Below are 20,354 nucleotides of genomic sequence, written 5' to 3' on the forward strand. Positions count from 1 at the left end.
GAAAAAGGGAAGGGTATGAATCTAGGTCCGATCACCGCGCTCTGCGCAAGCGCCGTCGTTGCCGCGATTCCATTGATGCAGGCCGGCCTCGGCGAATTGATCACCGAGAAGTCCGGCGTGCTCAATCTCGGCGTCGAGGGCATGATGCTCATGGGCGCCGTGACAGGCTACGCGGTCACGACGATCACGGGCAATCCGTGGCTCGGACTCGGCGCGGGCGCTATCGCGGGACTGCTGATGTCGGCGTTGTTCGGCGTGCTGACGCTGCTGCTGCTCGCCAACCAGGTCGCGACGGGGCTCTCGTTGACGATCTTCGGCATCGGGCTTTCCGCGTATATCGGCAAGCCGTATACGTCGGCCTCGATTCCCGTCACGGTCGCGCCGATGCCGATTCCGGGCTTGAGTCAGATCCCCATTGTCGGGCCGGCCTTGTTCTCGCTGACGCCCGTCGATTACCTGACGTTCGTCCTGTTCGCCGTTGTCGGATGGTGTCTGTACCGCACGCGTGCGGGGCTCGTGTTGCGCGCGGTCGGCGAGTCGCCGGGCGTCGCGCACTCGGTCGGCCATCCGGTGCTCGCGGTCCGCTTCGGCGCGACGCTGTTCGGCGGCGCGATGGCGGGACTCGCGGGCGGTTACTACACGATCATCAATCTCCATATCTGGCAGGAAAACATTACGGCCGGCCGGGGCTGGATCGCGCTCGCGCTCGTGGTGTTCGCGACGTGGCGTCCGGGACGCCTGATCGTCGGCGCGCTGCTGTTCGGCATCGTCATGGCGCTGCAGTTCTTCGCGCAGGGGCTGGGTATCGCGATACCGACGCAATGGCTCGCGATGTTGCCGTATCTGGCGACGGTCATCGTGCTCGTCGTGATCTCGCGCAATCCGAGCACGATCAAGCTCAATTCGCCCGCGGCGCTCGGCAAGCCGTTCTTCGCGGGGAACTGACGCAGGACACGGACGCGTGACACAGATGCGTGATTTGGGCCGGCGGGGGCCGGTTCGGTCGCGCGGAACGCGGTCGGCGCGCGTGTGGCGTGCCTAGGCGCACGTAGGGGCTCAAATCGGCCCGTATCGGCTTGTCTCTCGCATGGCGCGTCAATCGGGGTCGAATGGGGGCGGACGCGCTGTGTGCCGCACCGTCGGTGGGGGCATGGACGCGCCATCTGCGGTTGGTCACGCCGAAATGTTAGAATCGCGAGCTTTCCAGGTTCTCTTCTCAAAGGGCGCGCGCAGTGCTGTCTACCGCCAATATCACGATGCAGTTCGGGGCCAAGCCCCTGTTCGAAAACATTTCCGTCAAGTTCGGCGAGGGCAACCGCTACGGGCTGATCGGCGCGAACGGGTGCGGCAAGTCGACGTTCATGAAGATTCTCGGCAGCGATCTCGAGCCGTCGGGCGGCAACGTGATGCTCGATCCGAACGTTCGCCTCGGCAAGCTCAAGCAGGACCAGTTCGGCTACGAGGAGATGCGCGTGCTCGACGTGGTCATGATGGGCCACACCGAGATGTGGCAGGCGATGACCGAGCGCGACGCGATCTACGCGAACCCCGAAGCCACCGACGACGACTATATGCACGCGGCCGAGCTCGAGGCGAAGTTCGCCGAGTACGACGGCTATACGGCCGAGGCGCGCGCGGGCGAGCTGCTGCTCGGCGTCGGCATTCCGATCGATCAGCACAATGGCCCGATGAGCGGTGTCGCGCCGGGCTGGAAGCTGCGCGTGCTGCTCGCGCAGGCGCTGTTCTCGAATCCGGACGTGCTGCTGCTCGACGAACCGACGAACAACCTCGACATCAATACGATCCGCTGGCTCGAGGACGTGCTGAATCAGCGCAACTCGACGATGATCATCATCTCGCACGACCGGCACTTTCTGAACCAGGTCTGCACCCATATGGCCGACATGGACTATGGGACGCTGAAGGTTTATCCGGGCAACTACGACGACTACATGCTCGCGTCGGCCCAGGCGCGCGAGCGTCAGATCGCGGCCAATGCGAAGGCGAAGGAGCGCGTGGCCGAGCTGCAGGATTTCGTGCGTCGGTTCTCGGCGAACAAGTCGAAGGCGCGTCAGGCGACGAGCCGTGCGAAGCAGATCGAGAAGATCAAGGTCGAGGACGTCAAGCCGTCGTCGCGCCAGAACCCGTTCATTCGTTTCGAGTACGAGAAGAAGCTGCACAACCTCGCCGTGACGGGCGAGGCGATGACGAAGACCTATGAACGGACGATTTTCCGCAATCTCGACCTGACCGTGCAGGCGGGCGAGAAGATCGCGATCATCGGCGAGAACGGCGCGGGCAAGACGACGCTGTTGCGCTCGCTGTCGGGCGCGACGCCGATGGACGGCGGCTCGATCAAGTGGGCCGAGAATGCGAACGTCGGTTATATGCCGCAGGACACGTACGAAGAGTTTCCCGACGATGTGACGTTGACCGACTGGATCCAGCGCTTCACGCAGGAAGGCGACGACGACCAGGTCGTGCGCGGGACCTTGGGCCGCCTGCTGTTCGGCGGCGACGACGTGCGCAAGTCGGTCAAGGTGCTGTCGGGCGGAGAGAAGGGCCGGATGATCTTCGGCAAGCTCATGCTGGGCCGTCACAACGTGCTCATGATGGACGAGCCGACGAACCACATGGACATGGAGTCGATCGAGTCGCTGCAGATCGCGCTCGAACGCTTCAACGGCACGCTCGTGTTCGTTTCGCACGACCGCGAATTCGTCAGCGGCCTCGCGTCGCGGATCATCGAAGTGCGCAACGACGGCACGGTCAACGACTATCGCGGCACGTACGAGGAGTATCTCGCGAGCCAGGGGATCGTCTGATCCGGCTCGTGTAGCAGGCCCGGCCGGGCGCGGCCTCAGTCGCGCGTCGCCGGGCTTTTCTCGCGGACAAAACGCATCGCGGTGCCTTCGCGCGTGATGCGCTCCCAGATCGCACGTTTCTCTTCCGGACTCAGAAAGACCCAGTTCGATACCTCGGCCGCCGTGCGGCCGCAGCCCTTGCAGACTTCGTCGAACAGCGTGGAACACACGCCAATGCAGGGGCTGTCGGGGGGATCGTTGAGGGTCGTCATGAATCGGTGTAGCGGGGCAAGGTCACCGGCACGCGACATGCGTGCGCGAGTCCGGTCGATTATACGTAAGTCGCTTCGCGACGTTTCGCCACCCCTAACGTTCCCCCACCTTTACGCGACTACCGCGCGATGCTGTAGCCGATGCGCAGCGCATTCGAATGCTGGTTGTAGTCGATCATCGTTTCGCCGTATCCGGTGAACGCGCCTACCCAGAGATAGCCGCCGAAGCCCGCGCCGAACAGCTTCTGCAGCGGATACGTGAGTTCCGCCTCGACGCTGCCGTAGTGGCCGACAGTCCCCTTGCGCAGCGTCGTCGCGAGTTGGAGGCCGCTCGGGTCGCCGTACTTGATCAGCAGATCGACATACCCGCGATAGTGCTGGATATCGGGGTTGTCGCTCTTTTCGAAGTAGTCGTAGATCTTCGGCGCCACGACGAGCTGATTGCCGAACACGTTGTCCCACGTGAAGATCGGCTTGACGAAGACCATATTGACGCTGCGCGAGTCGCTGCCGCCCTTGCCGTTCGATTCGTGTTCGATGCCGGCCTGGATGCCGAGCGTCGTGAACCAGCTCGCGCGCGCGCCGGTATCCGGCAGGTAGTAGAACAGCGACGGCCGGAAATTCGTATCCTTGAACGGCTTCGAATCCTCGCTGAGATCCCAGATCGACAACTGTGTGTAGCCGAAGTACAGATTGTCGAGCAAGGTGCGCGAACGCGGATCGGCCGGCTCGAAGAGCCGGTATTTGAAGCTCAACTGAAACCGCGCCGTGGTGCCGCCGTCGCTTGGGCCGACGCCGAAATAAAACGGCTCATTAAACGAAATGCGGCTCGTATCGGTCAGCGGCGTGGTCGATGCGTTCTGTGCCGTAGGCACGATGGCGACGGTCGTCGGCGCGCCGGTCGGGGAAGTGGCGGACGCGGCGGTCGGTGTACCTCCGGCGGCGCTTTCGGACGTCGATGCGCGAGTCGATACCGACCCTGATCCCGATGTCGACGCCTGCGCCGTCGAGGCGGGTGGCGTGCCGGGCGCGGCCGGTGCGCCGCCGCCGGGGGCCGTCGCTGTAGCCTCAGTCGTAGCCGCCGCCGCTGCCGCCGCTGTCGATGTCGTCGATGTCGTCGATGCGGTCGATGCGGTCGATGTGTCAGGTGACGGCGATGGCGATGGAGTCCCCGGCGCCGCCGCTACGGTTCCCGGCGGCGCTGCGGCCGCCATCACCTGTGTGGTCGTCGTCGCGACCGATGCGGTCAGATCGGCCGCGCTGCTCGCCCAATTGAGCGCGACGACGCTCGATGCCGCATTGAAACCTTGCGGCACGATCTGAACGATGCCGCGGACGTTTCTGGGCCATTGCGCCGAATAGACGACCTTGCGGAACTGACCGGTCGTCAAGGTGACCGCGGCGCGAATCGTGCGTGCGTGGCGCAAGGTCAGACGCCGGGGCGCGAGACCGTCGGAGGTCAGAATCTCGACCTCGATCGTATCGGGGACGGCGTAGCGTTGTTTGCCGGCCGTGTCCTGCAGAAGCAGCAGCGTCAATTCGAGCGGACGCTCGCCGGCGAGTTCGCGCGGCGGCTGAAGCAGCGTGACCGTCGCATGCACCGTACCGGCGGCCGCGGCGCACGTGGCGAACAGCGCCGCGTGCGCGAGCGCGCGCAGTCGGAGCAGGCCGTTGCGCGCCGGACTGCCGCGAGGCAGGCCGCGTATCCCGCAGAGGCGGGCAATGGGTCGGGATGGGGTGGCATAGAGGCCGAAGATCGGCCGTTGCGGGCGTAGCGCCAAGATGTCCTCCTTGCCGATCGGCGAACGGAACCCCGCGCGATCGAGCCGGGTCGACGCGCGCGGAAGCCACTCGATTTTTGATCGGAAAATGCAAGTCTGTCCGAATGTGATGGCACGGAATTTTCCGTGAATCACACTCGGATGGGGCCTGAATGCGCGTGGGAAATCGCCCTAATGACGAGTGTGCATCTTGTTATCGCCCACATGAGCGACAAGGCGCGGGCGGCGCAGCGGGCATGCGCCGCGCGTCAAGCCATAGGCCGCATAGGCAGCGCGGCTTGACGCGGGCTGGGCGGGGCCCGTTCGCGCGCCGCATCCGTGCCCGTGTCGTCGCGGATCAACCGAATGCGGCTTGCCAGAGCAAGGCACCGTTCATCAACAAGATGACGGCCGTGCAAACCCATGCGGCGAACATCGCGACGCCGCCGATGCGCCATTTGCCCATCAACCCGCGATCGGTCGCGAACCGCACGAGAGGGATCACCGCGAGCGGCAATTGAAGGCTCAGCACGACCTGACTCGCGACGAGCAATTGATTCGATCCGTGTTCGCCGAACAAGGCGACCGCGCCGAGCGCCGGTCCGATCGCCACGAGCCGCGTCATGATCGTGCGCTGCCACGCCTTGACCTTGAAGTTCAGGAAGCCTTCCATGACGACCTGGCCGGCGAGCGTGCCCGTCACCGTCGAGTTCAGGCCGCAGGCCAACAACGCGGCGGCAAACAGGACACCCGCCCAGTGATGGCCGAGCAGCGGCTCGATCAAGCGCTGGGCATCGGCAAGATCGGTGACCGACGTGTGTCCCGATGCATGGAAGATCGCGGCGGCGAGGATCAGCAACGCGGCATTGATCACGAAGGCGAAGCTCAACGATCCGATCGTGTCGGCGTTCACGCCGCGCAACGCCGCGCGGATTTCGGACGAGCGCCGCGAACCGCCGTGCTCCTTGACGAGCGCCGAGTGGAGATAGAGGTTGTGCGGCATCACGGTCGCGCCGATGATGCCGGTCGCGACCCAGAGCATGCCGACGTCGGTCACGAGCTTCGGCGACGGCTGGAAGCCCGCGAGCGCCGCATGCCAGTCGGGACGCGCGAGCGCGAGCTGTACGACGAAGCACAAGGCGACGAAGAGGATCAACGCCGTGACGACGGTCTCGAGCGACGTCGCCCCGCGCCGCGGCAACAAGAGCATCACGAAGCTCCCGACGGCCGCGAGCAACACGCCGACGGTCAACGATACGCCAAGCAGCAACTGAAGCGCGACGGCGCTCCCGACGACCTCCGCGACGTCCGTGGCGATGATCGCGACCTCGCTCGCGAGCCAGAGGATCTTCGCGGTTCGACGCGAATAGTGCGCGCGCGACAACTCGGCGAGATCCCGTCCCGTGACGACGCCGATCCGCGACGACAACCACTGGAGCAGCATGGCCATCAGGCTCGCCGCCGCGACGACGCCAAGCAGCGTATAGCCGAATTGCGCGCCGCCCGCGAGCGAGGTCGCCCAGTTGCCCGGATCCATATAGCCGACCGCGATCAGCGCACCCGCGCCGATAAAGCTGAACCACGCGCGAGCGGGGCGCCGCGGCGCGCCGGACGGGGCGGGCGCCGGTACCAAGGGCGATTCGGGGGCGACGGAATGCGCATCCATGACTGATCTCTCTTGCCGGGCCTGAAGCCGGCGTTTCAACCGATGTTCATGAAGATGATAGTAATTCGCATTACGGGATGCCATTTGATTGACCTGATTGACCTAATAGGTTTGTTCGATGTATCGGCTTCACGAGTGTATTGAAGCGGCGCCGGGCGGTCGACGGTTCCGCTTTGAACGACTCGGGATCTCCGCGGATCGAGGCCGCACATGCGTCGCGCGTATCCCTGCCGCGCTATCCGGCGTTCGTGCGCCTTACGGTCTCGTAAACGCGCAAAGCGCAAAAAAATCACGCATAAGCGCTTTGATCTCGCAAAGTTTTCAACAATAATGACGCCCGGTTCGCGACGGCTTGATCGGGGCGCGACAAATCATTTTGACGGGCGGCCGACTCGTGTACTTTGAGCACCGTCGGTGTGGTGCGGCCGGTTCGTGCAGCACGCGTAACCGGTTGGAAAGAAAGACGAAAGGAGCCGTGAAGATCCGACGATCTTCATCGAGACGACTGGGAGCGCGATCGCACGATCGTGATCTGACGGAGAACACATGATGAACGGGAAAATGCGTACGCGCCTGGTTCGCGTCGCCGCGATGGTGATGTCGATCGCCGCAGTGGGAACGGCTGCCGCAAAAGACACGCAGCTCAACGTCTACAACTGGTCCGACTATATCGCGAAGGATACGATTCCGAACTTCGAGAAGCAGTCCGGCATCAAGGTCAAGTACGACAACTACGACAGCGACGACACGCTCCAGGCGAAGCTGCTCACGGGGCATTCGGGCTACGACATCGTCGTGCCGACGACGAACTACGCGGGCAAGCAGATCGCGGCGGGCATTTTCGAACCGCTCGACAAGTCGAAGATCCCGAATCTCAAGAACCTCGATCCGAATCTCATGGCGCTCGTCGCGGGCGCCGATCCGGGCAACAAGTTCGCGGTGCCCTGGGCCTATGGCACGACGGGTCTCGGCTATAACGTCGAGAAGGCGAAGGCCGCGCTCGGCGGCAGCGTGCCGCTCGATAGCTGGGACGTGCTGTTCAAGCCCGAAAATCTCTCGAAGCTCAAGAGCTGCGGCGTGTCGGTGCTCGACGCGCCCGACCAGGTGTTCGCGGCGGCGCTCCACTATATCGGCAAGGATCCGAACAGCACGAACCCGGCCGATTACCGGACCGCGCTCGAGATGCTCAAGAAGATCCGCCCGTACATCACGCAGTTCAATTCATCGGGCTACATCAACGATCTCGCGGGCGGCGACATCTGCTTCGCGTACGGCTTCTCGGGCGACGTGATCATCGCGAAGAAACGCGCGCAGGAAGCGAAGAAGGCGTTCTCGATCAATTACGTGATTCCCCAGGGCGGCGCGCCGATCTGGTTCGACGTGATGGTCATCCCGAAGGACGCGGCGCATAAGGACGCCGCGCTGCAGTGGATCAACTACATCGAGACGCCCGAAGTCCATGCGGCGATCACGAACGAAGTCTTCTATCCGAGCGCGAACGCGGCCTCGCGTCAGTTCGTCGCGAAGGACGTTGCGAACGATCCGGGCGTCTATCCGCCGCCCGAGGTGTTGAAGACGCTGTTCCTGCTCAAGCCGTTGCCGGCGGACATCAACCGGCTCGAGACGCGTCTGTGGACCGAGTTCAAGACCGGTCACTGAGTCAACGCCTCGCTCGGGATCGGCGCGGCGCTTGAGCTCCCGATCCCGCGTTCACGTTGTCGAAGCCCCCGACCGGTCGGGGGCTTTGTTTTAAGGAAGGAGAGACCCGAATCATCATGAGTGAGCTGTCGAACGCGCGAGCGGCAGGCGCCGGCGGCGCCCGCGCAGGCGCCGATCCCGAACGGTTTGTCGAGATCGTCGATGTCGTCAAGGATTTCGGCGGCGGCACGATCGCCGTCGACGCCGTAAGCCTCTCGATTCGCAAAGGCGAGATCTTCGCCTTGCTCGGTAGTTCGGGCAGCGGGAAATCGACGCTGCTGCGTATGCTCGCCGGACTCGAAACGGCGACGAGCGGCAAGATCCTGATCGACGGCGAAGATCTCGCGTCGATGCCGCCGTATCGCCGGCCGGTCAACATGATGTTCCAGTCCTATGCCTTGTTTCCGCATATGACGGTCGAGGGCAACGTCGCGTTCGGGCTCCAGCAGGAGAAGACGCCGAAGGCCGAAATCCGCGAACGCGTCGCGCAGGTGCTCGAACTCGTGCAGATGTCGCGCTACGCGAAGCGCAAGCCGCACCAGCTCTCGGGCGGTCAGCAACAGCGCGTCGCGCTCGCGCGCAGCCTAGTCAAGCGTCCGAAGGTTCTGCTGCTCGACGAACCGATGTCCGCGCTCGACAAGCAGATCCGCCAGCGTACGCAGATCGAAGTGACGAACATCCTGTCGTCGGTCGGCGTCACGTGCATCATGGTCACGCACGATCAGGAAGAGGCGATGACGATGGCGCATCGGCTCGCGGTGATGAGCGAGGGCCGCATCGTGCAGGTCGGCACGCCGCACGAGGTCTACGAATTTCCGAACTCGCGGTTCTCGGCCGAATTCATCGGTTCGACGAATCTGTTCGACGGCGCGATCGTCGAGGACGAGGCCGACCATGTGCATATCGAGAGCGCCGCATTGCCGTCGCGTATCTATGTGAGCCACGGCATTTCGGGCACGCTCGGCATGAACGTCAGCGTGTCGGTGCGGCCCGAGCGCGTCGCGGTCTCGCGCACGCAGCCGAACCAACCGTATAACTGGGCGGCGGGTACCGTCACGAATCTCGCGTATATGGGCGGCTACACGCTCGTGCACGTCGTGCTCGATTCGGGTCACAAGGTCGTTGCCAACGTCGCGAGCCTGGCTTTGTCCGAGCTCGGCGAGGTCGATGCCGACGCGCGGATCTACGTGTCGTGGAGCGCCGGTTCGGGCGTGGTGCTCGTCAAATGAGCACGCTGCGCAGATGGATCGATCGCGTGCGCCCGTCGGGCCGCACGCTCGTGATCGGCGGCCCGTTCGTCTGGCTGCTGCTGTTCTTTCTCGTGCCGTTCATCCTGGTCGTCAAGATCAGCTTCGCGGACCAGCAGCTCGGCATTCCGCCGTACACCGAACTCGCGACGCTCAAGGACGGTGTCGTCAATATCACGCTGCAGCTCGGCCACTATGTGTTCCTGGTGACCGATTCGCTGTACTTCGCGACCTATGTCAATTCGGTCAAGGTCGCGGCGATCACGACGCTGCTGTGCCTGCTCATCGGCTATCCGATGGCCTATTACATCGCGCGCTCGAATCCGGGCACGCGCAATGTGCTGATGATGGCGGTCATGCTGCCGTTCTGGACGTCGTTCCTGATTCGCGTCTACGCATGGATCGGCATTCTCAAGAACAACGGCCTGCTCAATCAGTTTCTGATCTGGACGGGCATCATCCACGATCCGATCGAGCTCTATCACACGAATATCGGCGTCTATATCGGCATGGTCTATTCGTACCTGCCGTTTCTCGTGATGCCGCTGTACGCGCATCTCGTCAAGATGGATCTGCGGCTGCTCGAAGCGGCCTACGATCTCGGCGCGCGGCCGTGGGTTGCGTTTTGGCGCGTGACCGTGCCCTTGTCGAAGAACGGCATCATCGCGGGCTGCCTGCTCGTGTTCATTCCCGCGGTCGGCGAATACGTGATCCCGGAACTGCTCGGCGGCGCCGATACGCTGATGATCGGGCGCGTCATGTGGGACGAATTCTTCAATAACGCGGACTGGCCGATGGCGTCGGCGGTCACGTGTGCGATGGTCGTGTTGCTGCTCGTGCCGATGGCGCTGTTCCAATACTTTCAGAATCAGGAATTGGAGAAGCGTCGATGATCCGCCCCAATCGCGCGTTGCAGGTGTCGATGCTCGGCGTCGGGTTCGCGTTTCTCTATATCCCGATCCTGAGCCTGATCGTCTTTTCGTTCAACGAGTCGAAGCTCGTGACGATCTGGACGAATTTTTCGTTCAAATGGTACGCGGCGCTCGTCGACGACGACGAGCTGATTTCGGCGGCTTGGCTGTCGCTGCGCATCGCGGTGCTCACCGCGTTCGCGTCGGTCGTGATCGGCACCTGGGCGGGCTTCGTGCTCGCGCGATTCGGCCGGTTCCGCGGTTTCACGCTGTTCTCGGGCATGATCAACGCGCCGCTCGTGATCCCTGAGGTGATCCAGGGGATTTCGCTGCTGCTGCTGTTCGTCGAAATGGGCAATCTGATCGGCTGGCCCGCGGAGCGCGGCATCATGACGATCTGGATCGGCCACGTGATGCTCTGCATTTCGTATGTCGCGATCATCGTTCAATCGCGCGTGCGGGAACTCAATCCGCAGCTTGAAGAGGCCGCGCTCGATCTCGGCGCGACGCCGCTCAAGGTGTTCTTCGCGATTACGCTGCCGCTGATCTCTCAGGCGCTCATGGCGGGCTGGCTGCTTTCGTTCACGCTGTCGATCGACGATCTCGTGCTCTCGGCGTTCCTGTCGGGCCCAGGATCGACGACCTTGCCGCTCGTGGTCTTCTCGCGTGTGCGCCTCGGCCTGAATCCTGAAATGAACGCGCTCGCCACGCTGTTCATCACGGTCGTGACGATCGGCGTCGTCATCGCGAACTACGTGATGCAACGTGCCGAGAAGCGGCGCTTGAAGCCGGTCGCCTGAAGCCGCTCGTCGGCAATCGCTCGCCTGACATTGCTTACCTGAATCGCTCGCCGGATGCGGGTCGCCTGATCGATCGCCGGGCGGGCCGATTCAGGCGAGCGTCATGCTGCGGATCAGTTTCTGGATAAAGGTCTCGCAGAGCGCGATCTGATCGAGCGTCACGAATTCGTTGGGCTTGTGCGCCTGCTCGATGCTGCCGGGGCCGCAGATGACGCTTGGAATACCGGCGCGTTGAAAGAGGCCGGCCTCGGTGCCATAGGCGACCTTGTGCGTTTCGCGGTTCGCCGTGAGTGCGCGGACCAGTTGCGTGATCGCATCCTGTTCGGACGCTTCGAGCGCGGGAGATGCCGAACGTCGCGTGAATTCGATCGACGCGTTCGGCGATACCTTGCGCATTTCGGGTTCGAGCACGGTGCGCGCGTACGTCTCGATGCGTTCGATGATCTTCGATGCATCGACGCCGGGCAGCGTTCGATATTCGAAGACGAAATCGCAGCGCGCGGGCACCGTGTTGACCGCGATGCCGCCTTCGATCAGGCCCGTCGATGCGGTCGAGAACGGGACGTCGAAGGCTTCATCGAACGGGCCTTGCTGCTTGAGCGTATCGGCGATGTCGCGAATCTGGCAAATGAGCCGGGCCGCGTATTCGATCGCGTTGACGCCTTGCGGCGTCAACGACGAGTGCACCGCATGGCCGCGTACGCAGCAGCGATAGGAGCTGATGCTCTTGTGCGCGACGATCGGGCGCATATTCGTGGGTTCGCCGACGATGCAGCCCTCGGGATGCACGCCGCGCGCCTGCAGTTCGGCAATCATCGAAGGCGCGCCGACGCAGCCGATTTCTTCGTCATACGACAGCGCGAGATGCACGGGCTTGTCGAGCCGCGTGTTCAGCAGGTCGGGCAGCGCCGAGAGCGCGACGCCGATAAAGCCCTTCATATCGCAACTGCCGCGGCCGTAGAGCTTGCCGTCGCGCACGACGGGCGCGAACGGATCGGTATCCCATTGCTGTCCGTCGACCGGGACGACGTCGGTATGACCCGATAGCACGATGCCGCCTTGCTGCGCGCCGTGCGCGGCCGCGATCGTCGCAAACAGATTGGCCTTGTTGCGACCCGCATCGTAGGTCAGCGTCGAGGCGATGCCATGTTTGGAAAGATGGTCTCGAACGGTTTCGATGAGCCCGAGATTCGACTCGCGGCTGACCGTGTTGAATGCGATCAGACGCTCGATCCAGTCGAGTGAGGCGGGGCGGGCATGCGACTGCGGCGCTGCGTCGGATTCGCCCACGACGCGCGCGCTTTCGGCGATATCGGACATGGAGACTCTCCGTGGAGACGATGCCCGATCATAGCGCAACTCATGCAGCCGGGCGCGGGCATGCCGGAGCGAGGCGTGCAAGCGTGTTTCGTGCCATCCGTCGTATGGTCTCGCCTGTCCGCGAACGGCTCGGCCAAACCGCGGGGGCCGTGCGCCGTTGCGTCGTGGTGTGTCGTGCGATCGCGGGACCTTGCGATCTTGCGGACGTGCATCAATCGTGTGCCGGGCTTGTCATTCTTATTCGGGATTCCGCTATGTTTTCGGTGAGTGCAACGGGTTCGATTTCCTCCGGCGCGCACAGGCGTCATCACGAGCGCGCGGTCGCCTGCGCGGGCGCATCGCCGGTGATCGTGTCGCCTCGGGCCGCGCGGGCTTGCGCCGCCCCTTCGCCAACGATGTCGAGGTCCGAACTGCTGCGCACGACGCAGCAGCGCGTCTGGTGCGTGCCCGCGTGCGTCGACGCCGGGCCTCGCGTCGCGCTCAGCGTGACGAGCCGTCCGTCGGCAAGTCGAATGTATGGCGCCCTGACCCGATTCGAGCGGAACATGGCGCAGGCGTGGAATTGTCATAACCAAGTCTCAGCGCGCGTCATGGAGTCCATGAATAGCGTGGGCGGGCGTTTTCAGGTCTGGGCGACCAATCTCGCGGCGGTGTATAGCGCCTGCACGCGTGTCACCGGCGTCGCGACGCATGCAGGGTGGTATCCGCGCGATGTGATTGTCTGCTGCCGGGGCGATTCGCTCAGCGAGGTGCTCATGCGTTGCCCATTGCAGGCGCTTGTCGTCGTGCGGATGCGGGCTCACTGGGGGTGCATTTTGTTGTCGGTGCGCTCTCTACCTGAGCGGGCGAGATCGATCGTGATTTTCGCGGAAGCGCGCGCCGCCGTGCAAACCGTCGTCGAAAGCTTCGATGCGGGAACGCCGTTCGATATCGCGTTTCGCCCCGTGCGGTGGCGTACCACCGCGAATCTGCAGGTTCCTCGATATGACGATGTGCTTCGGCTCACGATGCTCGCCATTGCGCTAGCGCCGTGGTCCGACGAACTCGATGCCATGCATCATGGTGCCGGTGGTGCCGGTGGTGCCGGTGGTGCCGGCGGTGCCGCGCGAGAAGCGTCAGGCGCGCGTATCGAGGCGTTGTTCGATCAATACGCGGTCAGTGACGCCGGTCGCGCGCCCGATTGCGTCACGCGCGGTCAATCGTATCTACCGCCAAGCGAATGCGAATGCCTGCGCGCGTTTCTGATGGACGTCGATCGGATGGACATGATGCCGCTCGCGACCGATCTCGATCGCGCCGAACGATTTTGTGCGGCCATCGAGTCGAGGTGCAGGCGAGCGTAGTCGCGCCTGCACCTGAGCGTATCCGTCGGACCGCCCTCAGCGCGACGCAGTCGCTTGTTTCGCGGGTGCGCCGAGCGCTCGAAGGGTTTCCTTGATCGTCGCGACGCGCACCGGCAGATCGGGACTGCGTGTTTCGATGCGCAGCTTGTCCTGGCCGGCAAGCTTGATATGCCGATTCTTCTGGACCATCTCGATGATGCGCATCGCGTCGATCGGCGGATTCGGCGTGAACTGGAACGCGATCGCGTCTTCCGATGCATCGATCTTCGCGACGCCGAGCGGCTTGGCCGCGAGCCGCAGCCGGTGGGTCTCGATGAGCGCCTGCGCCTGCGGCGGGAGCTTGCCGAAACGATCGACGAGTTCCTCGTGGACGTCGTCGATCGCATCGCTCGTTTCGCAATTCGCAAGCCGCTTATAGAGCGAGAGCCGCTCCTGGACGTCGCCGCAATAGTCGGACGGCAGAATCGCGGGAATGTGCAGATTGATCTCGGTCGTGGCCGCGAGCGGCGCGAGCAGATCGGGTTCCTTGCCGGCCTTGAGCGCCTTGACGGCGTCGTTGAGCATATCGGTGTAGAGCTGGAAGCCGATCTCGTGAATCTCGCCCGATTGCTTGTCGCCGAGCACTTCACCCGTGCCGCGAATTTCAAGGTCGTGCATCGCGAGATAGAAGCCCGAACCGAGTTCCTCCATCTGCTGAATCGCTTCGAGGCGCCGTTGAGCTTGCTTGGTCAGCGCGCTCGGATCGTGGACCATCAGATACGCATACGCCTGGTGATGCGAACGTCCGACGCGGCCGCGCAACTGATGCAATTGCGCGAGGCCGAACTTGTCGGCGCGGTGCAGCAGGATCGTGTTCGCGCTCGGCACGTCGATGCCGGTCTCGATGATCGTCGTGCAGAGCAGGACGTTCGCGCGCTGCGAGACGAAGTCGCGCATCACGCGTTCGAGTTCGCGCTCGTGCATTTGTCCATGCGCGATCACGATGCGTGCTTCGGGCACGAGCTGTTCGAGATGCGCCTTGCGGTTCTCGATTGTTTCGACTTCGTTATGCAGGTAGTAGACCTGGCCGCCGCGTTTGAGCTCGCGCAGCATCGCTTCGCGCACGACGCTGTCTTCCTCGCGACGCACGAAGGTCTTGATCGCGAGCCGCTTTTGCGGCGCTGTTGCGATGACGGAGAAATCGCGCAGGCCTTCGAGCGCCATGCCGAGCGTGCGCGGGATCGGCGTCGCGGTCAGCGTGAGCACGTCGACTTCGGCGCGCAGCGCCTTGAGCGCTTCCTTTTGCCGAACGCCGAAGCGGTGTTCCTCGTCGATGATCACCAGACCGAGTCGCTTGAACTTGACGTCGGGCGAGAGCAATTTGTGCGTGCCGATGACGATGTCGACGGTGCCCTCGTTGAGCGCCTGGATCGACGAGGACACTTCTTTTGTCGTCTTGAAGCGCGAGAGCTCGGCAATCCGCACGGGCCAGTCGGCGAACCGGTCCGAAAACGTCTGGAAATGCTGTTCGGCGAGCAGCGTCGTCGGCGAGAGGATCGCCACCTGCTTGCCGCCGAGCACGGCGATGAACGCCGCGCGCAACGCGACCTCGGTCTTGCCGAAGCCGACGTCGCCGCATACGAGCCGGTCCATCGGCTTGCCGCTCGTCATGTCGGCGATGACCGACGCGATTGCCGCGGCCTGATCCGGGGTCTCCTCGAAACCGAAACTGTCGGCGAACTTGTCGTAGTCGCGCGGTTCGAGCGTGAACGCATGACCTTGCCGCAAGGCCCGGCGTGCATAGAGATTCAGCAATTCGGCGGCCGTGTCGCGAATCTGCTGGGCCGCCTTGCGCCGCGCCTTGTCCCATTGACCGGAGCCGAGCGCGTGCAGCGGGGCGGTATCCGGATCCGCGCCGCTGTATCGCGAGATGACGTGCAACTGTGCGACCGGCACATACAGTTTGCTGTCGCCCGCGTATTCGAGGTGAAGGAACTCCGTGTCGCCTTCGCCGAGGTCCATCGTCACGAGGCCCAGATAACGTCCGATGCCGTGCTGTGCGTGCACGACGGGATCGCCGACCTTGAGCTCGGACAGGTCGCGGACCATCGAGTCGACATTGCTCGCCTGTTCCTGGCGCCGGCGTCCCGCGCGGCGCGCGAGTTTGCCGTAGAGCTCGTTTTCGGTCACGAGCGCGACGCCGTCGGGGCGCAGCAGGAAGCCGCTCGCGAGCGGGCCCACGGCGAGCGCGAACGCGGGCGCGCTCGTTGCACTCGCCGCCGCGACGAACGAATCGAAGCTGTCGACGAGTTGCGGGCGCAGGCCGTTATCGGCCATCAGTTGCGCGATCGTCTCGCGCCGTCCCGGCGATTCGGCGAACAGGACCACGCGCTGTCCCTGTGCGCTCGCGGTGCCGACGAAGCTGCGCAACGCCATGACCGGGTCGTCCGCATGCCGGTCGACCGCGAGGTTCGGCAGCGCGGCGGCCCAGTCGCCGCTGCCCGCATCGGCCGCGGCGGGCAGCGCGAGCCGGGCGAACGGCTTGGCGAGAATGAACAGATCCTCGTCGGTCAGGAACAGCTTCGAGGGTTCGAGAATCGGACGCTCGCGATCGTGCGACATGAACGCATAGCGTTGCTTCGTATCGTTCGTGAAGCGCCGGATCGCGCCTTCGAGATCGCCGACCATCACGAGGTGCGTGTCGGCGGGCAAATAGTGAAACAGCGTCGCCGTCTCGTCGAAGAACAGCGGCAGGTAGTACTCGATACCCGCCGAGGGCACGCCGGCGCCGATGTCCTTGTAGATCGGCGAGCGGCTCGGATCGCCTTCGAACGTTTCGCGCCAGCGGCCGCGAAACGCGGTACGGGCCGCTTCGTCGAACGGAAATTCGCGACCCGGCAGCAGACGCACTTCATGCACGGGGTAGAGGCTGCGTTGCGTATCGGGATCGAACGCGCGAATCGTCTCGACCTGATCGTCGAACAGGTCGATCCGGTACGGCAAAGGCGATCCCATCGGGAACAGATCGATCAGCCCGCCGCGCACGCAGTATTCGCCGGGCCGCATGACCTGGCTCACATGTTCGTAGCTGGCGAGCGTGAGCTGCGATTTGAGCCGTGCTTCGTCGAGCCGTTGCCCCTGCTTGAATTCGAACGTGTAGGCCGCCATGAACGAGGCGGGCGGCATCCGGTAGAGCGCCGTCGTCGCGGGCACGATCAGGATGTCGCATCGGCCCGCGTCGAGATCGTGCAGCGTGGCCAGGCGTTCCGAGATCAGGTCCTGATGCGGCGAGAACGAATCGTAGGGCAGCGTTTCCCAGTCGGGCAGCAAACGCACGCGGGCCTCGGGCGCGAAGTAGCCGATCTCGGCGAACAGCCGTTGCGCGTCGACCGCGCTCGCGCAGATCACGCCGAGCACGGGCAGTTTTGCGTGATGTTGTCTGAAATAACGGGCGATCAGCAGCGCGTCCGATGAACCGTGCGTGCCGTCGAACGCGAATCGCGTACCGGCCTTCGCGAACGGGACGGGGGCGGGGACCGGCGGCACCGGGGGCGCGGCGGTAGGCAGGGGCGTGGACGTAGGGACGGCGGACTGATCGGACATGAACGATTCTTCAGACTATTCAAACGACAACGCCCCGGCCCGCATGCGGGCCGGGGCTTCGCCAACCGGGATGCTGCGTGCGCAGCGCGATACCAACACGAAATACGCGCGTGACGCGGCTCACGGTGCGTGATGCATGCAGGGTATCCACGATGCCGCGCACCGGATCAAACGCAATATTATAGAATTCGCTCCTTCTCCAGACTCGTCGTTTTTTCGCGTGAACGCTCGCCAGAATGATCGGCTCTTCGCCTTGATCCCGTGTGCCGGGGTCGGCGCCCGCGCCGGCGCCAACATGCCCAAGCAATATCGGGCGATCGGTGACCGCGCGCTGCTTCACTACACATTGGCGGCATTCGATGCGTGCGATGAGCTCGCGCAGACGCTCGTCGTGCTGTCGCCTGATGATGCGCTGTTCGACGCCGCGCAGTTTTCGGGCTTGCGTTTCACGTCGCGGCGATGCGGCGGCGCGACGCGCCACGAGAGCGTGCTCAACGGACTCGGCGCGCTCGCCGAACTCGGCGCGGCCGACCATGACTGGGTGCTTGTGCACGATGCGGCGCGCCCCGGCGTGACGCCAGCGCTGATTCGCCAACTCGTCGAGGCGGTGCGCGACGACGAGGTCGGCGGCATCATTGCGATGCCGCTCGCCGATACGCTCAAACGCGCTGCGCACGATCTCGAATCGGCGCGCATCGGCCGGACCGAGCCGCGTGACGGCCTCTGGCTCGCGCAGACGCCGCAGATGTTCCGGATCGGCTTGCTGCGTCATGCCTTGGTCGAAGCGCAGCAGGCGGGGTTCGCGGTCACCGACGAGGCGAGCGCGCTCGAACGGCTCGGCCATCGTCCGCGGCTCGTGACGGGCACGATGCGCAACTTCAAGGTCACGTATCCCGAAGACTTCGCGATGGCCGAGGCGATTCTGCTCGGCCGCGCGATCTAGGCGACGTGCCGGCAGCGGCGGCGTCGCGCTTTTTATTACGGTTTATTCGAACAGGACAGGACAGATGACGGCTTTGCGAATCGGCCAGGGGTATGACGTGCACGCACTGGTGACGGGACGTCCGTTGATCATCGGCGGGGTCACGATTCCGTTCGATCGCGGGCTGCTCGGACATTCCGACGCGGACGTGCTGCTTCATGCGGTGACGGACGCGCTGTTCGGCGCGGCGGCCATGGGCGACATCGGCCGCCATTTTCCCGATACGGACGATGCATTCCACGGCGCCGACAGCCGCGTGCTGCTGCGCGAGGCCGCGAAGCGCGTGCGCGAAGCGGGGTTCTCGATCGTCAACGTCGACACGACGGTCATTGCGCAGAAGCCGAAGCTCGCGCCGCATATCGGCGCGATGTGCGCGACGATCGCGGAGGATCTCGGGCTCGCAACCGACGCGGTCAACGTCAAGGCCAAGACCAATGAAAAGCTCGGCTATCTCGGCCGCGAGGAAGGTATCGAGGCGCAGGCGATCGTATTGCTCGAGAAGCGCTGAGCGGATTCGAAGCGGGCCGGACGTACGGGACAGATGCGCGTACCGCAGTCCCTCAGGCTTCGCGCTTGAGGTCGCGCAGCATATCGCGCGCGGCATCGGTGCCGCGCGATGCCGCACGGTACTCGGGAAAGCTCAGCGAGACTTCGAGCCCCGGTCCCGGCTGCCGGTTGCGCAGCCGCAGCGAACCGCGATGCCGTGAGACGAGCCGCTGCACGATCGCCATGCCGAGCCCGGTGCCGTCGGCTTGCGTCCGCGCGGTATCGACGCGGTAGAACGGCCGCGTGACGAGCGCGATCTGATCCTCGGGAATGCCCGGTCCGAGATCGCGCACGACGAGATCGATCTGACCGTGCTGAGCCACGGTCGAGACATGGATCTGCGGGATCTCTTCATCCGAATGCCTGCCGTACTTGCGCGCGTTTTCGAGCAGATTGGCGATCACGCGCCGCATATCGGTCGAATCGCCCTCGATCGTCGCGCGTTCTGCGAGTTCGAGCGTGATCTCGACGCCGTCTTCGCTTGCCATGCGCCCGGCGATTTCACGCGTCAGATACGAGAGATCGACGACTTCGGCCGTGCGCTGCGTCGGCCGTGCATAGTCGAGGAAGCGGCCGATGATCTTGTCCATCTGCTCGATGTCGTCGACCATCGCGTCCTTGGTCGCCGCGTCGGCGGGGCTCATTTCCGTTTCGAGTCGCAGGCGCGCGAGCGGCGTGCGTAAATCGTGCGAGATGCCCGCGAGCATGACGGCCCGATCGGCCTCGAGTTGTTCGAGATCGCGGACCATCTGATTGAAGCTTCGATTCGTCTCGGCCGCGACGCCCATGCCGCGCTCGGGCAAGGGGTCCGGTACTTGTCCGGCGCCGAGCTTGCGCGCCGCGAGCGCAAGCCGCGCGAACGGCCGGTTCACGAGACTCGTGATGAACGCGGCGCCGAACAGCGACAGCGCGAGCGCGAAAATCCCCCAGCCGAGCCACTGGAGACCCGTGACGTTATCGAGTTGGTCGCGATCGAGCGCGACCCAGTAGTCGTCGTCGTCGATCTTGAAGCTGATCCAGACGCCGGGGATATCGTTGACCGATTGCGCGATGACCGTATCGTTGCCGAGGCGGCCGCGGACATCCGACTCGATCAGGCGGTTCAGCGATTCGTCGGGCTGGAGCTGGAACTTGTCGGACGGCTCGCGCGGATAGACGCGCACGCCTTCGTTGCTTTCAAGGTCCTGCAGCAGCGCGCGCCGTAGGTCGGGGTCCGAGTAGAGCAGCGCGGTCCGCGTGAGCTTGACGATGGCGACGAGTTGAAGCGCCACGCGTTGCGCGCGCGGTTCGCGCTCGATCACGCGGAAGCTCTGGAACCACGCGGCAAGGCTTACGGCGATCAGCAAGGCGATCAGCGCGAAGGTTCGCCAGAACAGTCCGCCGAATGCGAGCGTCAGAAGGCGCCGGTCGATTCTCATGGCAG

Annotated in this window: 16 protein-coding genes; 9 read left to right on the top strand and 7 right to left on the bottom strand. The window is 64.2% G+C overall.

All coding sequences use genetic code 11. The features are described 5' to 3' along the window. Positions 1-15 precede the first annotated feature (15 nt). Both D7S86_RS13770 and D7S86_RS13775 read left to right on the top strand, forming a co-directional pair. A complete protein-coding gene (locus D7S86_RS13770; protein WP_121087350.1) occupies positions 16-945 on the top strand; it encodes an ABC transporter permease in 930 nt (309 codons plus the stop codon). A 287-nt stretch (positions 946-1,232) separates the two neighbouring features. After that, positions 1,233-2,825, top strand: coding sequence for an ABC-F family ATPase (locus D7S86_RS13775; RefSeq protein WP_121087352.1), 1,593 nt, complete (start codon positions 1,233-1,235; stop codon positions 2,823-2,825). A gap of 35 nt (positions 2,826-2,860) precedes the next feature. Here D7S86_RS13775 and D7S86_RS13780 read toward each other — a convergent pair whose 3' ends face one another. From D7S86_RS13780 to D7S86_RS13790, 3 genes are all read right to left on the bottom strand, one after another. Continuing rightward, a complete protein-coding gene (locus D7S86_RS13780; RefSeq protein WP_121087354.1) occupies positions 2,861-3,076 on the bottom strand; it encodes a DUF1289 domain-containing protein in 216 nt (71 codons plus the stop codon). Positions 3,077-3,195: 119 nt separating this feature from the next. After that, the gene (locus tag D7S86_RS13785) at positions 3,196-4,857 is read right to left on the bottom strand and encodes a phospholipase A (protein WP_240648139.1); all 1,662 of its coding nucleotides are present in this window, start codon (positions 4,855-4,857) and stop codon (positions 3,196-3,198) included. Between the two features lie 337 nt (positions 4,858-5,194). Continuing rightward, on the bottom strand, positions 5,195-6,502 hold the full coding sequence (locus D7S86_RS13790; protein WP_121087356.1) for an Nramp family divalent metal transporter: 1,308 nt from the start codon (positions 6,500-6,502) through the stop codon (positions 5,195-5,197). Positions 6,503-7,063: 561 nt separating this feature from the next. On the opposite strand from D7S86_RS13790, the gene D7S86_RS13795 reads away from it, so the two are divergent. From D7S86_RS13795 to D7S86_RS13810, 4 genes are all read left to right on the top strand, one after another. Next, positions 7,064-8,161 (top strand): polyamine ABC transporter substrate-binding protein, encoded by a 1,098-nt coding sequence (locus D7S86_RS13795; protein WP_121087580.1) that lies wholly within the window; start codon positions 7,064-7,066, stop codon positions 8,159-8,161. Positions 8,162-8,277: 116 nt separating this feature from the next. After that, on the top strand, positions 8,278-9,429 hold the full coding sequence (locus tag D7S86_RS13800; RefSeq protein ID WP_121087358.1) for an ABC transporter ATP-binding protein: 1,152 nt from the start codon (positions 8,278-8,280) through the stop codon (positions 9,427-9,429). Next, positions 9,426-10,340 carry an ABC transporter permease subunit gene (locus D7S86_RS13805; protein WP_121087360.1) on the top strand — a complete coding sequence of 305 codons (915 nt, stop codon included), beginning with the start codon at positions 9,426-9,428 and terminating at the stop codon, positions 10,338-10,340. Before D7S86_RS13800 ends, D7S86_RS13805 begins: the two co-directional genes overlap by 4 nt. Next, positions 10,340-11,158, top strand: a complete 819-nt coding sequence (locus D7S86_RS13810) for an ABC transporter permease subunit (RefSeq protein ID WP_121087581.1) — start codon at positions 10,340-10,342, stop codon at positions 11,156-11,158. Before D7S86_RS13805 ends, D7S86_RS13810 begins: the two co-directional genes overlap by 1 nt. Positions 11,159-11,248: 90 nt before the next feature. Here the strand turns inward: D7S86_RS13810 and argE are convergent, their stop codons facing one another. Both argE and D7S86_RS13820 read right to left on the bottom strand, forming a co-directional pair. Continuing rightward, positions 11,249-12,478, bottom strand: a complete 1,230-nt coding sequence (argE, locus tag D7S86_RS13815) for an acetylornithine deacetylase (protein WP_121087362.1) — start codon at positions 12,476-12,478, stop codon at positions 11,249-11,251. Positions 12,479-12,785: 307 nt separating this feature from the next. Further along, positions 12,786-13,025, bottom strand: coding sequence for a hypothetical protein (locus D7S86_RS13820; protein ID WP_121087364.1), 240 nt, complete (start codon positions 13,023-13,025; stop codon positions 12,786-12,788). Positions 13,026-13,077: 52 nt separating this feature from the next. Between D7S86_RS13820 and D7S86_RS13825 the strand changes: the two genes are divergently transcribed. Further along, positions 13,078-13,821 (top strand): hypothetical protein, encoded by a 744-nt coding sequence (locus D7S86_RS13825; RefSeq protein ID WP_147432324.1) that lies wholly within the window; start codon positions 13,078-13,080, stop codon positions 13,819-13,821. Between the two features lie 36 nt (positions 13,822-13,857). Here the strand turns inward: D7S86_RS13825 and mfd are convergent, their stop codons facing one another. Further along, the gene (gene mfd / locus D7S86_RS13830; protein WP_121087367.1) at positions 13,858-17,403 is read right to left on the bottom strand and encodes a transcription-repair coupling factor; all 3,546 of its coding nucleotides are present in this window, start codon (positions 17,401-17,403) and stop codon (positions 13,858-13,860) included. A 136-nt stretch (positions 17,404-17,539) separates the two neighbouring features. On the opposite strand from mfd, the gene ispD reads away from it, so the two are divergent. Beyond that, positions 17,540-18,346, top strand: coding sequence for a 2-C-methyl-D-erythritol 4-phosphate cytidylyltransferase (gene ispD, locus D7S86_RS13835; protein WP_121087369.1), 807 nt, complete (start codon positions 17,540-17,542; stop codon positions 18,344-18,346). Between the two features lie 64 nt (positions 18,347-18,410). Further along, on the top strand, positions 18,411-18,893 hold the full coding sequence (ispF, locus tag D7S86_RS13840; protein WP_121087371.1) for a 2-C-methyl-D-erythritol 2,4-cyclodiphosphate synthase: 483 nt from the start codon (positions 18,411-18,413) through the stop codon (positions 18,891-18,893). Positions 18,894-18,945: 52 nt separating this feature from the next. On the opposite strand, the gene D7S86_RS13845 is transcribed toward ispF, so the two are convergent. After that, complete coding sequence (locus D7S86_RS13845; protein ID WP_121087373.1) at positions 18,946-20,349, bottom strand: ATP-binding protein; 1,404 nt, start codon at positions 20,347-20,349, stop codon at positions 18,946-18,948. Between the last annotated feature and the right edge of the window lie 5 nt (positions 20,350-20,354).

The organism is Pararobbsia silviterrae, assembly GCF_003628125.1.
In the GTDB taxonomy this organism is placed as follows: domain Bacteria; phylum Pseudomonadota; class Gammaproteobacteria; order Burkholderiales; family Burkholderiaceae; genus Pararobbsia; species Pararobbsia silviterrae.